This window comes from Streptomyces sp. ATexAB-D23 (assembly GCF_000373645.1).
GTDB lineage: Bacteria > Actinomycetota > Actinomycetes > Streptomycetales > Streptomycetaceae > Streptomyces > Streptomyces castrisilvae.
Map to the genome: position 1 here is coordinate 76,597 of NZ_KB892016.1, position 13,741 is coordinate 90,337.

Genomic DNA, 13,741 nt, shown 5'->3' on the forward strand with positions numbered 1-13,741 from the left:
GTGGACCTGACTGTGTCGACGGCAAGGGTGGCACGGCGGATCGCGGCGGGCGCGGCCTACGGCGGTGGCAGCATCGGGCTGCTGGGGGCCGCGGCGGTGGGTGTCCTGCTGGCGGAGGTCCAGCTGGCGAAGCGGCTGGTGGGCGGCGGTATCGCCCCGGTGCCGCCGAGCGCGGACGGACGGTACGGGGTGGCGTTCGCGGGGCCGGCGGAGCCGTTGCGCTTCGGGCTGCTCGGGGATTCCACGGCGGCCGGGCAGGGGGTGCGCAGGGCCGGGCAGACCCCGGGGGCGCTGCTGGCCTCGGGGCTCGCGGCGGTGTCGGAGCGGCCGGTGGATCTGCGCAATGTCGCGCTGCCGGGGGCGCGGTCGGACGATCTGGAGCGGCAGGTCTCACTGCTGCTCGCGGACCCGTCCCGGACGCCGGACGTGTGCGTGATCATGATCGGCGCGAACGACGTGACGCACCGGATGCCCGCCACGCAGTCGGTGCGCTGTCTGACCACGGCGGTGCGCAGGCTGCGGACGGCCGGGGCCGAGGTGGTCGTCGGGACCTGTCCGGACCTGGGCACGATCGAGCCGGTCTACCAGCCGCTGCGCTGGCTGGCCCGGCGGGTGAGCCGGCAGCTCGCGGCGGCCCAGACGATCGGCGCGGTGGAGCAGGGCGGGCGCACGGTGTCGCTGGGCGACCTGCTGGGCCCGGAGTTCGAGGCGAACCCGAGGGAGCTGTTCGGCCCGGACAACTACCACCCCTCCGCCGAGGGGTACGCGACGGCGTCCATGGCGGTCCTGCCGACGCTCTGCGCGGTGCTGGGCCTGTGGCCGGAGACGGACCGGCTGGACGGCGCCCGCAGCGAGGGCATGCTGCCGGTGGCCAAGGCGGCCTCCCAGGCGGCCAAGGAGGCCGGTACGGAGGTCACCGGGGCCCGTGCGCCCTGGGCGCTGCTCAAGCACCGCAGGCGGCGGCGCCTGCCCGCGCCCACGGAACCGCATCCGCACCCGGAGGCCGGTGGCTCCACGCGGCTCGAACGCCATTCCGGCACCGACACCGGCACCTCGCCGCGCCACGCGTGAGACAACTGACTGAGCGGTTGCTTAGAAAAGAGGTCCGCATCACATGCCGCGTCGGGTGACCTCGGAGGTACGTCCGGGTAACTTCCAGAGCAGTCGTGCCAGACAGCCTTCCAGCCCTCATGGAGCCGCGTGATGCCCGAAGCCGTGATCGTCTCTGCCGCCCGCTCGCCCATCGGCCGGGCCTTCAAGGGGTCGCTGAAGGACCTGCGTGCCGACGACCTGACCGCCACGATCATCCGGACCGCACTGGCCAAGGTCCCCGAGCTGGACCCGAAGGACATCGACGACCTGATGCTCGGCTGCGGCCTGCCCGGCGGCGAGCAGGGCAACAACCTGGGCCGCGTCATCGCCGTACAGATGGGAATGGACCACCTTCCCGGCTGTACGGTCACCCGCTACTGCTCCTCCTCGCTCCAGACCAGCCGCATGGCCCTGCACGCCATCAAGGCCGGCGAGGGCGACGTCTTCATCTCGGCCGGTGTCGAGATGGTGTCCCGCTTCACCAAGGGCAACTCCGACAGCCTGCCGGACACGCACAACCCGCTCTTCGCCGAGGCCGAGGCGCGCACCGCGGCCCGCGCCGAGGAGTCCGGCGCGAGCTGGCACGACCCGCGCGAGGACGGCCTGGTCCCGGACGCGTACATCGCGATGGGCCAGACCGCGGAGAACCTCGCCCGGCTCAAGGGCATCACCCGCCAGGACATGGACGAGTTCGGCGTACGGTCGCAGAACCTCGCCGAGGAGGCCCTGAAGAACGGCTTCTGGGAGCGCGAGATCACCCCGGTGACGACGCCGGACGGCACGGTCGTCGCGAAGGACGACGGGCCGCGCGCGGGCGTCACGCTGGAGGGCGTCCAGGGCCTCAAGCCCGTCTTCCGCCCCGACGGCCTGGTCACGGCCGCCAACTGCTGCCCGCTCAACGACGGCGCCGCCGCGCTCGTGATCATGTCCGACACCAAGGCCCGCGAGCTGGGCCTGACCCCGCTGGCCCGGATCGTCTCCACCGGGGTCTCCGGCCTCTCCCCCGAGATCATGGGCTACGGCCCCGTCGAGGCGAGCAAGCAGGCGCTGAAGCGGGCCGGGCTGGCCATCGGCGACATCGACCTGGCCGAGATCAACGAGGCGTTCGCCGCGCAGGTCATCCCCTCCTACCGCGACCTCGGCCTGCCGCTGGAGAAGGTCAACGTCAACGGCGGCGCCATCGCCGTCGGCCACCCCTTCGGCATGACCGGCGCGCGGATCACCGGCACGCTGATCAACAGCCTCCAGTTCCACGACAAGCAGTTCGGCCTGGAGACCATGTGCGTCGGCGGCGGCCAGGGCATGGCGATGGTCATCGAGCGCCTGAGCTGAGCGGACCCGGCCTTCCGGCCCCGCGCGACGCGGTGGCCGGTTCCGAGCCCCGACCGTGACCGAATCTCCCCCAGGATGTGATCTATCTCCTGGGGGAGAGTCATTTCCGCAGGTCACACCCACACCAGGGGGGTACCCCGGGCACAAAGACCTGTCCAATTCGTGACGTAATGCACTGACACAGGGTGCCGTTGGGGCACAAGCTGATGTAGGAAGTCGGAGGATCGATTGAAACCGGGAGTAAGTCAGTGAGCGCCATGCCTCTTGCCCTGTTGCTGACCACCGCCGCCGCCACGGCCGTGGGCGCCGCCGCTCTGCACGCTGCTCACGGGCTGCGCAAGCAGGTTTCGGCCCTGCGGAAGGAGCTGGCCGACGGCCACGCCCGTACAACGGCCGTACCCGCTCAGAGTCGCCATGACACCACCTCCGCCGAAGAAATACGCGCGGCGGTCGCCGACGCGCTGGCCGAGGAGCGGGAGCGGGAGCTCGCCGAGGCCCGTGCGTTCTGGGCCTCCCAGGAGGCGCGGGACGCCGCCGACGCCCCCTCGCTGCTGGGCGGTCTGGCCGGTCTGGGCGAGGACGCGCCGTTCTTCATGCCCCGCCAGAGCGACTTCGCCGGTCTCGAATCGATGGACCCCGACGCCACCGAGGCGCTGGACGAGCTGACCGAGCTCGCCGGCGTGACGGAGCTGACGGACATGGCCGAGCTGCCGGAGACCGCGGAGTTCGCCGAGGACTCCCCCGAGCTGGCCGCGGCCCGCCGCCGCCACCCCTCGCACCCCGACTTCGTGCCGGTGCAGACACCCGTCGTCACCGACCACGAGCGCACGGTGAACCGCCTGGAGGAGCTGGCCGACAGCCGCACCGAGCTCTCCGACGTGCGCCCCGGACCGCTCGGCACGCTCGACGTCTACGTGTTCGCCGACGGCACCACGCTCTGCATGACCCCCGGCCACCGCGAGACGGCCGAACGTCTGGCCGAATCGCTGCGCGCGGGTGAGCACCCGGTGCTGCTGGGCGGTTCCGGCGTCTCCGGTGCGTACGCGCTGACGTTCTCGTGCGGCCGGGAGAACGTCTACATACTGGCCGACCGCGTCATAGCGAGCTTCTAGCGCTCCGACCGGTCTCCGGCTCCACCCCCACTCCACCGGGAGCGGCACTCGCCGGCCGCCCTCGGACCCCGCGCGTGCCACCCCCTACGCGAAGGCCCGCGCGGCGGCCTCCTCGACGAATCGCACGGCCTCGTCCAGCTCGACGGACGGGGCCGTTTCCAGTGCCACCGCCAGGTCGCGCCCCGCGACGGCGAGCTGGTCGCCGACCGCGAACATCCCGGCGTCCGGCATGACCCTCGGCTCCCGGTCCGGCGCCTCGGCGCGCTGCGCCCGCACCGCCAGCTCCCGCGCCGAAGCCAGTCCCTCGGCCGCCGCTCCCCGCCGCAGCCTGCTCTGCGGGGCGGCGCGCAGCCGGTCGGCGAATCGGTCCACGGCGGTGATCAGGGCAGTCGTATCGAGCACCTGCCGACCCTACCCCGCACACGCGAAGCGGCCCGCGGACTCCGGACGGAGTCTGCGGGCCGCTTCGACGGTCCCGGGGCGATCAGTCGTCGCCGCTGAGGATGGAGAGCAGACGCAGCATCTCCAGGTAGATCCACACCAGGGTCATGGTGAGGCCGAAGGCGGCCAGCCAGGACTCCTCGCGCGGGGCGCCGTACGCGATGCCGTCCTCGACCTGCTTGAAGTCGAGGGCCAGGAAGCAGGCGCCGAGGATGATGCCGACGACACCGAAGAGGATGCCGAGGCCGCCGCTGCGGAAGCCGAGGCCGTCACCGCCGCCGAAGGCGGCGAAGAGCAGGTTGACCACCATCAGGAGCATGAAGCCCATGGCGGCGGCCATCACGAAGCCGTAGAACCGGCGGGTCACGCGGATCCAGCGCATCTTGTACGCGAGGAGCACACCGGCGAAGACACACATGGTGCCCATCACCGCCTGCATCACGACGCCCGGTCCGATGTAGGTGCTGACCGCGCTGGAGATGACCCCGAGGAACACACCCTCGAAGGCGGCGTACGAGATGATCAGCGCGGGTACGGGCTTGCGCTTGAAGGACTGGACGAGCGACAGCACGAACGCGATGATCGCGGCGCCGATCGCGATGCCGTACGACTTGTTGAGGTTCGCCTCGTCGACCGGCAGCAGCGCCCAGGCGAGCGCGGCACCGACGACGACCGTGCCCAGCGTCATCGCGGTACGGGTGACGACGTCGTCGATCGTCATCGCGCCGGAGCGCGCCGGCGCCTGCGGGACGCCGCCCGCGGGTGCGTAGGGGTTCGTGGCGTACGGGTTCGGGGCGGTGCCCTGCGCGTACGGGTTGGCGCCCGCTGCGGGGGCCCCGGCCTGCGGTGACGCGTTGAAACCGGCGTAACCGTTGTCGCGGCTGAAGCCCCGTCGCGAGAAGACCGGGTTGCTGCTCCTCATCTCACTCCTCCATGGCCACCCAGCGTGGCCTTCCCATAAGAGTAATGGGTAGGCAAAGCAATGAGCCTAGTGCCAGGGGAGGATCTTTCCCACCCGCACCGGGCGCTCCGCCTCCACCTTTTCCCGCCCCTGGGACGCCTACCGCGCTCCCTCGGCCCGCTCCGGCCTCCCGATGCGGACCTGCCAGACCTCAGGGCCGGACTCGACGTAGTCCCACGTGTGGGCACCGGGGTGGGCGGCCTCGAACTCGCGGCGCAGTGGCTTGGGGTCGTGGTTGTTGACCAGGGTGAAGGACTCTCCGGGGCCGAGCCGGTCGAACCGGGCGAAGATCCGCGGGTGCCTGCGTCCGTGCGGAATCTCGCGGACGTCGATGACCGCCGGGGTCTCCAGCCGGCCGCCGGCGAGCAGGGTGCCCATGTCCTCGACGAGGGCGGGCAGGTCCGCGCCGGGCAGCGCGGCGAGCGCGGGCACCAGGACCGACTCCTCGACCTCCAGATGGACGGCGAGCACGGCCTCGACCGCCCGCGCGAGCGGCACCGCGGCAGCGGCGTCCCCGGTGGCGGCGAGCGCGTCGATACGGGTGTCGAGCGCGGCGCGTCCGGTGCGCAGGGCCCGTACGAGCAGTCGCGTGCCGGCGGCTCCGGAGGCTGCGGCGTAGAGCGTCGCGTCGGCGGCGGCCAGGTGGCGGCGCAGCTCGCCGGTGCAGAACCCGGTCAGGTCCGCGTGCGCGGATTCCCGGTGACCGGCCGCCGGTTCGGGGCCGGTGAACGCGGCGAGGCCGGCGAGCAGTGCACGGTGTCCGCGGCTGATCGCGGTCCGGGCACGGACCACGGGGTCGGTCTCGGTGGCCTCGATGTGGATGTCGGCTGACGGCGCCATGGCGGAGTGCTCCTGTTCACCATCCGGAACTGGGAACGCGATTATTACATGTAGAATTTGGAAAAATTCTTCACTCGGCGGTTTCCGACCGCCTCCGGAGCCAGGGAGGGTGGCCGGCATGGCCCATGACGGCAGGGACGCGGCGCAGAGTCCGCGACGCCGAGCGGTCCTGGAAGCGCTGCGCGCCTCAGCCGTCCCGCTCGGCGTCACCGAGGTGGCCGGGCGGCTCGGCGTGCACCCCAACACGGTGCGGTTCCATCTGGACGCCCTCGTGACGCAGGGCGCCGTCGAGGGCGTCCAGGAGGACTCCTCCGGCCCCGGCCGGCCCCGTACGCTCTACGCGCCCAGGCCCGGGATGGACCGCGCCGGCGTCCGGGGCTACCAGTTGCTCGCCCGGATGCTCGTCAGCGAGCTCGCCTCCGCCGGGGCGGACGCCGGGGCGAAGGCCACCCGGACCGGGCGTGCCTGGGGGAAGCACCTGATCGGCCGGGTCCCGCCGTTCCACCGCCCGGCCCCGGCGGAGTCGGTCGCCCGGCTGACCGCCATGCTCACCGATCTGGGCTTCGCCCCCGAACCCCCGGGCGGCGCCGAGGCCGTGCCCGGAGCGATCCGGCTGCGCCACTGCCCCTTCCTCGAACTGGCCGAGGAGCACGGGCAGGTCGTCTGCCCGCTCCATCTCGGCCTGATGCAGGGCGCGCTGGCGGAGATGCGGGCCCCGGTCCGGGCCACCCGGATCGAACCATTCACCGAACCCGACGTCTGCCTGGCCCACCTCGCCCCGGCCGGCGCCGCACCCGAGAGAGAGGCAACGCCGCGATGAACGCAGGAGCAGCGGCCACGGCGGGAGCCGTGACCTTCGTCTGGCTGGGGATGGTGCTGGCGATCTCCTTCATCGAGGCACCGCTGAAATTCCGGGCGCCCGGCGTCACGATCCCCATCGGCCTCGGCATCGGCCGACTGGTCTTCCGGGCCCTGAACCTCACCGAGGCCGCCCTGGCGCTCGTCCTGATCGCCGCGGTCGCGACCGGTTCGCCCACGACGGCCGTCATCGTCCTCACCGCGGTCTCCGCCTGCCTCCTGGCCGCCCAGCTCGCGTTCGTACGCCCCCGCCTGAACCGCCGCTCGGACCGCGTACTCGCCGGCGAGAACCTGCCGCGCTCGACGGCGCACCTGTATTACGTCGCCCTGGAGTCCGCCAAGGTCCTGGCCCTGATCGCCCTCGGCGCGACGGCGCTGACCGCTTGAGCGCGGCGGTCCCGGAAGCGAATCGCTCTCCGGATCCGCCGGTGCGCCGGTCCGGTTCCGACCTCACTCCGGCCGCCGGACTGCCGGAGAACACATGCGCGATGGTGCCCGGAACCGGACTCGAACCGGTACGCCCCCGAGGGGCAGCGAGGTTTAAGCTCGCCGTGTCTGCATTCCACCATCCGGGCTGGCGCGCGGCTCCGCGTTGGCACATGACCCTATCCGGGGGGCTCGCCGCGATCAGCCGGACGGTGGCTCGATGTTGTCTTATTTATCGATCGCTTGAGACCCCGTCAGTGCACGTCGGAGGCGCGGCCTCATGCCCGGACGAGGTGGTGGGACCCCTGGGGCGGCGGCCGAATTGACGGAAAGTCGCCGCACGGACACAGGCGTTTCGCCAGGGGCGCGCCACCGATCGCCAGGGGCGCGCCACCCCGTGGCCGAATTCAGGGCTCGATCCGGTCGTTCACGCACCGCAGGACCGGGCGCGCGCCGAGGGCGGACGGGTCCTCCAGGGCCGCCCCGGTGACCCGGAATGTGGCGGTTTCGCCCGGGAGGAGGGTGACGAGCATGTCGTCGGTCTCGGCGTCCGGGTGGAGGCGGTCGGGGAAGAGGGACAGGTCGCGGAGCAGGGTGCCCGCCGTGACCTCGACGCGGTAGGCCGGGAGGCCGTCCTCGTCGGACTCCGTCACCGTCACCTCGTAGCGCGCCGGCGGGAGTGCGAGCCGGGTGTCCTCCTCGTGGAAGTGCAGGGTCCTGGTGTCGTCCAGGCGGGCGGACAGGAGTTCGCGGGCGGGGTCGGCGGGGGTGGCCACCGACGGGGGCAGGGGTACGCGGGTGGTCGTACGGGGGGCGGCGGTCACCGGCTGTGTCTCCTCGGCCAGGACCGTGCCGTCCAGGGCGTACCGGGTCAGGCGGACGGTGCCGGTCCACGGGGTCGCGGTGTCGTTGACGAGATGGGCGGAGCCGTCGCGTACGGCGATCAGGCGGTCGGCGTAGACCGAACGCAGCGCGTGCCACAGCGGTTTGCGGCGGCCGTCGCCGTCGACGGCCGACCAGGAGACGACCGGCCAGCAGTCGTTGAGCTGCCAGACGATCGTGCCCATGCAGTACGGGGCGTGCGAACGGAAGTGGCGGATGCCGAAGGCGAGGGCGCGGGCCTGGTTGAGCTGGGTGAGCCAGTGCCAGTCGTCGAAGTCGTCGCCGGGCTGCGGCAGATGGTCGCCCAGGCCGCGCAGCAGCTTGGCGTTGCCGTCGTCCGCCTTCTGGTGGTGGGCCAGGAGCGGGGCGCCGGGGGTGAGCGGGCCGCTGACCGCGCGGCGCAGCGTGGCGTACGCGGGCGGGCCCTGGAAGCCGAACTCGGCGACGAAGCGCGGCACCCGGTCCGCGTAGGCGAGGTAGTCGGCGCGGTTCCACACGTCCCAGATGTGGATCGTGCCCCGCTCGGGGTCCTGCGGGTGGGCGTCGGGGGTGCCGGAGTACGGGGAGCCCGGCCAGTACGGGCGGGTCGGGTCGGTCGCGGCGACGATCGAGGGCAGCAGGTCGTGGTAGTAGCCGTGGCCCCAGGTGCGGTCGCCCAGCTCCTCCTGCCAGCCCCAGTCGGCGTGGCCCTCCAGGTTCTCGTTGTTTCCGCACCACAGGATCAGTGAAGGGTGCGGGGCGAGGCGGGTGACGTTCTCGCGGGCCTCGGCCGCCACCTCGTCCCACAGCGGCTGCTCCTCCGGGTAGGCTGCGCAGGCGAACGGGAAGTCCTGCCAGACCAGCAGCCCCTTCTCGTCGCAGAGTTCGTAGAAGTCGTCGCTCTCGTAGAGGCCGCCGCCCCAGACGCGGATGAGGTTGACGTGGGCGGCGACCGCCTGGTCGAGGCGTTCGGAGATCCGCTGCCGGGTGAGGCGGGCCGGGAAGCAGTCCTCGGGGATCCAGTTGACGCCGCGTACGAAGACCGGCTCGCCGTTCACGGAGACGCGGAACGCCTCGCGTTCCAGGGTGACGGCACGGAAGCCCGTTCGAAGGTGGCGGACGTCGTCGCCGACGCGGACCTTCACCTCGTACAGGGGCTGCTCGCCGTGGCTGTGCGGCCACCAGACCTCGGCCTGGGGGACGGAGAGGGTGACCGAGATGCGGTGTTCGTCCTCCGTGGCGATGAAGACGGCGCCCGCGCCGACCACTCCGACCTCGCCGGACAGTGGTGCGAGGCCGTCGTGTTCGATCTCCAGCTCGGCGGTCAGGCGCGGCACCCCGGCCGCGTCCAGGTCCGGGAGGAGCTTCACGGACGCGATGCGCGGGCCGCTCCACGTCTCCAGGGCCACCGGGCGCCAGATGCCGGACGTGACGAGCGTCGGGCCCCAGTCCCAGCCGAAGTTGCAGGCCATCTTCCGGATGAAGGCGTACGGCTCCGCGTACGCGCCGGGGCGGTCGCCGAGCCGGTCGCGCAGCTCCTCGGCGTGCGTGTACGGGGCGGTGAAGCGTACGTCGAGCGTGTTGGCGCCCTCGCGGAGCAGCGGGCGGACGGGGAAGCGGTAGGAGCGGTGCTGGTTGGCGGTGCGGCCCACCTCGGTGCCGTTGAGCAGGACCGTGGCGACGGTGTCGAGTCCGTCGAAGCAGAGGGCCGCGTGGTCGTGTCCGTCGGGCGTCCAGTCGAAGGTGGTGCGGTACGTCCAGTCGGTGCGGCCGATCCAGTTCAGCCGGGTCTCGTTGTCGTCCAGGTACGGGTCGTCGATGAGCCCGGCGGCGAGCAGGTCGGTGTGGACGCAGCCGGGGACGGTGGCGGGGACGCCTCCTGTGGGGAGCCCCAGCGGCACGGGGCCGGCGGGGTGCAGCGTCCAGCCGTCGTGCAGGGGGAGGTGGCGAAGGGTCACGCGGGGGTCCTTCCGCAGTCGGGGAGCTGGGCGCAGGCGACGAAGTGGTCCGGCTCGGTCTCGTACAGGTCGGTGGTGGCGGCGCCCGCCTCGTGGAAGGCGCAGGACGTGACCGGCTCCGGCGGGTCCCACGGCTGGTTGAGGCGGGGCACGGCGGCCAGCAGGGTGCGGGTGTAGGGGTGGAGGGGGTTGCCGAAGACCTTCTGGGTGTCGCCGCGCTCCACGACGCGTCCGCGGCGCAGTACGACGGTCTTCTCGGCGAGGTACGTGCCCAGCGCGAGGTCGTGGGTGATGTAGAGGACGCCGAGGCCGCGTTCCTTGAGCCCGGCCAGGAGGTTGAGGACGTCGATGCGGGTGGAGGCGTCGAGCATGCTGGTGATCTCGTCGGCGACCAGGAAGCTCAGGTCGAGCAGGAGGGCGCGGGCGATGAGGAGGCGTTGCAGCTGGCCGCCGCTGAGCTGGTGCGGGTAGCGGCCGAGGACCTGGGCGGGGTCCAGGCGCACGTCCCGTACCGCCTTCTCGACACGGTCGCCCCACTCCTTGTCGCCGACGCCGGGGTGGTAGGCGCGGCGGACCAGGTCGAAGACGCGGTCGGCGCGGAAGACGGGGTTGTAGCAGGAGAAGGGGTCCTGGAAGACGCCCTGGACGCGGCGGTAGAAGTCCTTGCCGGGGCGCACCCGCCGCCCGTCCAGGGTGAGGGTGCCGGAGCTGACTCCGGTGAGGCCGAGGATCATCCGGCCGATGGTGGACTTGCCGCTGCCGCTCTCGCCGATGAGGGAGACGACCTCGCCGGGCGCGGCGGTGAAGGAGACCCGGTCGACGGCGGTGACGGAGCCGCCGCCGAACGCTCCGGCGCGGTAGGTCTTGGTGACGTGGTCGAGGGTCAGCATCAGGCCTTCCAGCATGCGACGGAGTGGCGGGGGGCGATCTCCACGACGGGCGGTTCATCGGCGCACCGCTCGTCGGCGACCGGGCAGCGGTCGCGGAAGCGGCAGCCGGCCGGGGGGTTCAGGAGGGAGGGCGGGGCGCCGGCGATGCCCTTGAGGGGCTGGTCGGCGTACCGGGCGCCGACGGCGGGGAGCGAGCCGAGCAGCAGCTTGGTGTACGGGTGGCGGGGCGCGGTCGTCAGGACCTTCGTGGGGGCCTTCTCGGCGAGCTTGCCCGCGTACATGACCATGATGGAGTCGGCGATGTGCGAGGTGAGGCCGAGGTCGTGGGTCACGAAGATCATGCTGGTGACCAGGCCCTTGTCGCGCAGCCCGGTGAGCGCGCCGACGACGGCGCGCTGGGTGGAGACGTCGAGCGCGGAGGTCACCTCGTCGGCGATGAGGACGGACGGGTCGAGCAGGGTGGAGATCACCATGACGGTGCGCTGTTTCATGCCGCCGGACAGCTCGATCGGGTAGCGGTCCAGGACGTCGTGGTCCAGGCCCACCAGGTCGAGCCTGCGGTGGAGTTCGGCGGTGTCGACGCCGACGCCCCGCGAGGCGAGCAGCTCGCGGATCATGCGTCCGATGCGCCGGGTCGGGTTGAGGGCGCTCATGGAGTACTGCGGGACGAGCGAGATGCGGTGGAAGCGGAAGGCGTTCATCGCGCGGTCGTCGGCCACCGGCACGTCGTCGCCGTCGAGGGTGACGGTGCCGCCCGCGTGCCGCATCCGGCCGTCGAGGCGGATCAGCGACTTGCCGAGCGTGCTCTTGCCGCACCCGGACTCGCCGGCCAGGCCCAGGATCTCCCCGTCGGCGAGGTCGAAGGAGACGCCGTCCAGGGCCCGGACCTCACCGCGCAGGGTGCGGTAGTGGACCCGGAGATCGGTCACGGTCAGGGTCATGTGCTCAGGCCTCCGGGAGAACTGTGGTGGTCATGTGCTCAGGCCTCCCGGAGCTTCGGGTTGAAGACCTCGTCGAGGCCGACGTTGGCGACGTACAGCGCGCCGACGATCGCGGTGATCCCGGCGCCCGGCGGGACGAACCACCACCACATGCCGAGCTGGAGCGCGCTCCACTGCTGTGCGCTCTGGAGCATCAGCCCGAGCGAGACGCCCTCGGTGGGGCCGAGCCCGATGAAATCGAGCGAGGAGGCGATCAGGACGGAGCCGCCGAACAGCAGGATGAACATCATGAAGAGGTACGAGCTCATGTTGGGCGCGATCTCGCGGAAGATGATCCGCCAGGTGCCGCTGCCGCTGAGCCGGGCCAGGTCCACGAACTCCCGGGTGCGCAGCGAGAACGTCTGCGCCCGGATCGCCCGCGCCGCCCACGGCCAGGAGGTCAGCCCGATGAACAGGCCCTGTACGGGGACCGAGCGGACCCCGAGGTAGGCGTTGATGATCAGCAGGACGGCCAGGGCGGGCAGCACGAGGACCACGTTGGTGAGCATGTTGAGGATCTCGTCCACGGCTCCGCCCCGGTAGCCGGCCAGGAAGCCGACGAGCATGGCGATGACGGCGGCGATGGCCCCGCCGACGACGCCGACCAGGAAGGTGGCGCGCAGCCCGTGCACGAACTGGGCGTAGACGTCCTGCCCGAAGGTGGTGGTGCCCATCCAGTACGTGCCGTCGGGCGGGGCGGCCTGCGGGCCGACGTATTCGTTGGGGTCGGCGTTGTCGAGCAGCGGCGGCCCGACGAGGCCGACGAGCAGGAGCAGCACGACGACGGTGAACCCGATGAGGAGCTTGGGGTTGCGCACGGCGTAGTGCAGCGTCTCGCGGCCGGGGCGGGCCGCGGGGGCGGAGGGCCCGGCGGGTTCGGCGGCCGGTTCGGGCGCGGTGCTCATGACTGGCCTCCTGCCATGCCGGTACGGGTACGGGGGTCCACGACGACGTACACGACGTCGATGAGGAAGTTGGCGATCAGGACGCCGATGACGATGAACAGGAACGCGCCCTGGAGCAGGAAGAAGTCCTGGTTCTGGATCGCGGCGAGAATGAGCGAGCCGAGACCGGGGTACGCGAAGACGATCTCGGTGACGAGCGCTCCGGCCACCAGGACGCCCAGCTGGAGGGCGAGTCCGGTGATCTGGGGCAGGACGGCGTTGCGGAAGGCGTAGCGGCGGATGAGGCGCTGGGGTGCGCCGAGGGCCGACAGATAGGACGAGTAGTCGGACTCCAGCTCGTAGATGATCATGTTGCGCATGCCGATGGCCCAGCCGCCGAGCGCGACCAGGAAGAGCGAGAGGAACGGCAGCACCCAGTGCTGGAACAGGTCCACGGCGAAGTCGACGGACCAGTTCGGCTGGATGTCGAGGCTGTAGCCGCCGGAGATCGGGAACCAGCCCGCCTTGGAGCCGAGCGCCCAGGCGAGGATGACGGCGATCCACATGTAGGGCATGGCGGTGAGCAGGTAGCCGACCGGGAGGACGGTGTTGTCGAGCACCTTGCGGCGGGCGGCCAGCGCCCCGGCCCAGTTGCCGACGAACCAGCTGAGCAGGACGGCCGGGATCATCAGGCCGAGGGTGTACGGGAGGGCGTCGAGCAGCACGTCGGCGACGGGTTTGGGAAACACCCAGATGGAGAGACCGAAGTCGCCCTGGAGCAGCGCGCTCCAGAAGTGCAGGTACTGCTGCCAGACGGGCTCGTCGAAGCCGAAGAGGTTGTTGTAGTAGGCGCGCATGGCCTCGACGGCCTCGGGCTGCGAGACGCGGGCGCGGGCCACCATGGCGGCGACCGGGTCGCCCGGCATGAAGCGCGGGATCATCCAGTTGACGGTGACGGCGACGACGAAGGTCAGCGCGTAGATGAGAAGTTTGCGGGCGAAGTAGCGGCGCAAGGAGGCTCCCCGGAGAGAGCCCCGCCGTGCGGGCGGCGGTCAGGGCGGCACGCGCACGGCGGGGCGGTCATGGATGGGAGTGACCGGCACTGG

At 71.8% G+C, this 13,741-nt stretch carries 13 protein-coding genes and 1 tRNA gene; 5 read left to right on the forward strand and 9 right to left on the reverse strand.

The genetic code is table 11. The annotated features are described in order from the left end of the window. Positions 1-27 precede the first annotated feature (27 nt). The 3 genes from B082_RS0116980 to B082_RS0116995 all read left to right on the forward strand — a co-directional run bounded on the left by B082_RS0116980 (position 28) and on the right by B082_RS0116995 (position 3,536). Complete coding sequence (locus tag B082_RS0116980; protein WP_018553011.1) at positions 28-1,071, forward strand: SGNH/GDSL hydrolase family protein; 1,044 nt, start codon at positions 28-30, stop codon at positions 1,069-1,071. 132 nt (positions 1,072-1,203) lie between these two features. Then, the gene (locus B082_RS0116990) at positions 1,204-2,424 is read left to right on the forward strand and encodes an acetyl-CoA C-acetyltransferase (RefSeq protein WP_018553012.1); all 1,221 of its coding nucleotides are present in this window, start codon (positions 1,204-1,206) and stop codon (positions 2,422-2,424) included. 272 nt (positions 2,425-2,696) lie between these two features. Further along, on the forward strand, positions 2,697-3,536 hold the full coding sequence (locus B082_RS0116995; protein WP_018553013.1) for a hypothetical protein: 840 nt from the start codon (positions 2,697-2,699) through the stop codon (positions 3,534-3,536). 84 nt (positions 3,537-3,620) lie between these two features. Here B082_RS0116995 and B082_RS0117000 read toward each other — a convergent pair whose 3' ends face one another. From B082_RS0117000 to B082_RS0117010, 3 genes are all read right to left on the reverse strand, one after another. Beyond that, on the reverse strand, positions 3,621-3,938 hold the full coding sequence (locus tag B082_RS0117000) for a hypothetical protein (protein WP_018553014.1): 318 nt from the start codon (positions 3,936-3,938) through the stop codon (positions 3,621-3,623). A gap of 82 nt (positions 3,939-4,020) precedes the next feature. Next, positions 4,021-4,899, reverse strand: coding sequence for a Bax inhibitor-1/YccA family membrane protein (locus tag B082_RS0117005; RefSeq protein ID WP_018553015.1), 879 nt, complete (start codon positions 4,897-4,899; stop codon positions 4,021-4,023). Positions 4,900-5,037: 138 nt separating this feature from the next. Further along, complete coding sequence (locus B082_RS0117010; RefSeq protein WP_018553016.1) at positions 5,038-5,778, reverse strand: DUF2249 domain-containing protein; 741 nt, start codon at positions 5,776-5,778, stop codon at positions 5,038-5,040. A gap of 118 nt (positions 5,779-5,896) precedes the next feature. On the opposite strand from B082_RS0117010, the gene B082_RS0117015 reads away from it, so the two are divergent. Further along, on the forward strand, positions 5,897-6,598 hold the full coding sequence (locus tag B082_RS0117015) for a helix-turn-helix transcriptional regulator (RefSeq protein ID WP_018553017.1): 702 nt from the start codon (positions 5,897-5,899) through the stop codon (positions 6,596-6,598). Continuing rightward, positions 6,595-7,023: a hypothetical protein gene (locus tag B082_RS0117020; protein ID WP_026249881.1), complete on the forward strand. Its 429-nt coding sequence runs from the start codon at positions 6,595-6,597 to the stop codon at positions 7,021-7,023. The genes B082_RS0117015 and B082_RS0117020 overlap by 4 nt, the downstream gene beginning before the upstream one ends. Before the next feature lie 102 nt (positions 7,024-7,125). Here the strand turns inward: B082_RS0117020 and B082_RS0117025 are convergent. The 6 genes from B082_RS0117025 to B082_RS0117050 all read right to left on the reverse strand — a co-directional run bounded on the left by B082_RS0117025 (position 7,126) and on the right by B082_RS0117050 (position 13,648). Next, positions 7,126-7,211 (reverse strand) — tRNA-Leu (locus B082_RS0117025). Positions 7,212-7,469: 258 nt separating this feature from the next. After that, positions 7,470-9,881 carry a beta-mannosidase gene (locus tag B082_RS0117030; protein ID WP_018553019.1) on the reverse strand — a complete coding sequence of 804 codons (2,412 nt, stop codon included), beginning with the start codon at positions 9,879-9,881 and terminating at the stop codon, positions 7,470-7,472. After that, entirely contained in the window at positions 9,878-10,786 is a 909-nt protein-coding gene (locus tag B082_RS0117035; protein ID WP_018553020.1) for an ATP-binding cassette domain-containing protein, read from the reverse strand. Before B082_RS0117035 ends, B082_RS0117030 begins: the two co-directional genes overlap by 4 nt. Continuing rightward, positions 10,771-11,712: an ABC transporter ATP-binding protein gene (locus B082_RS0117040; protein WP_018553021.1), complete on the reverse strand. Its 942-nt coding sequence runs from the start codon at positions 11,710-11,712 to the stop codon at positions 10,771-10,773. The genes B082_RS0117035 and B082_RS0117040 overlap by 16 nt, the downstream gene beginning before the upstream one ends. A gap of 38 nt (positions 11,713-11,750) precedes the next feature. Further along, positions 11,751-12,656: an ABC transporter permease gene (locus B082_RS0117045; protein ID WP_018553022.1), complete on the reverse strand. Its 906-nt coding sequence runs from the start codon at positions 12,654-12,656 to the stop codon at positions 11,751-11,753. After that, positions 12,653-13,648 carry an ABC transporter permease gene (locus tag B082_RS0117050; protein WP_018553023.1) on the reverse strand — a complete coding sequence of 332 codons (996 nt, stop codon included), beginning with the start codon at positions 13,646-13,648 and terminating at the stop codon, positions 12,653-12,655. Before B082_RS0117050 ends, B082_RS0117045 begins: the two co-directional genes overlap by 4 nt. Positions 13,649-13,741 lie beyond the last annotated feature (93 nt).

Coding starts and splice junctions, on each gene's coding strand:
- B082_RS0116990 (WP_018553012.1), top strand. CDS start 1,204: ATGCCCGAAGCCGTGATCGTCTCTGCCGCCCGCTCGCCCATCGGCCGG.
- B082_RS0117005 (WP_018553015.1), bottom strand. CDS start 4,899: ATGAGGAGCAGCAACCCGGTCTTCTCGCGACGGGGCTTCAGCCGCGAC.
- B082_RS0117010 (WP_018553016.1), bottom strand. CDS start 5,778: ATGGCGCCGTCAGCCGACATCCACATCGAGGCCACCGAGACCGACCCC.
- B082_RS0117015 (WP_018553017.1), top strand. CDS start 5,897: ATGGCCCATGACGGCAGGGACGCGGCGCAGAGTCCGCGACGCCGAGCG.
- B082_RS0117020 (WP_026249881.1), top strand. CDS start 6,595: ATGAACGCAGGAGCAGCGGCCACGGCGGGAGCCGTGACCTTCGTCTGG.
- B082_RS0117035 (WP_018553020.1), bottom strand. CDS start 10,786: ATGCTGGAAGGCCTGATGCTGACCCTCGACCACGTCACCAAGACCTAC.
- B082_RS0117040 (WP_018553021.1), bottom strand. CDS start 11,712: ATGACCCTGACCGTGACCGATCTCCGGGTCCACTACCGCACCCTGCGC.
- B082_RS0117045 (WP_018553022.1), bottom strand. CDS start 12,656: ATGAGCACCGCGCCCGAACCGGCCGCCGAACCCGCCGGGCCCTCCGCC.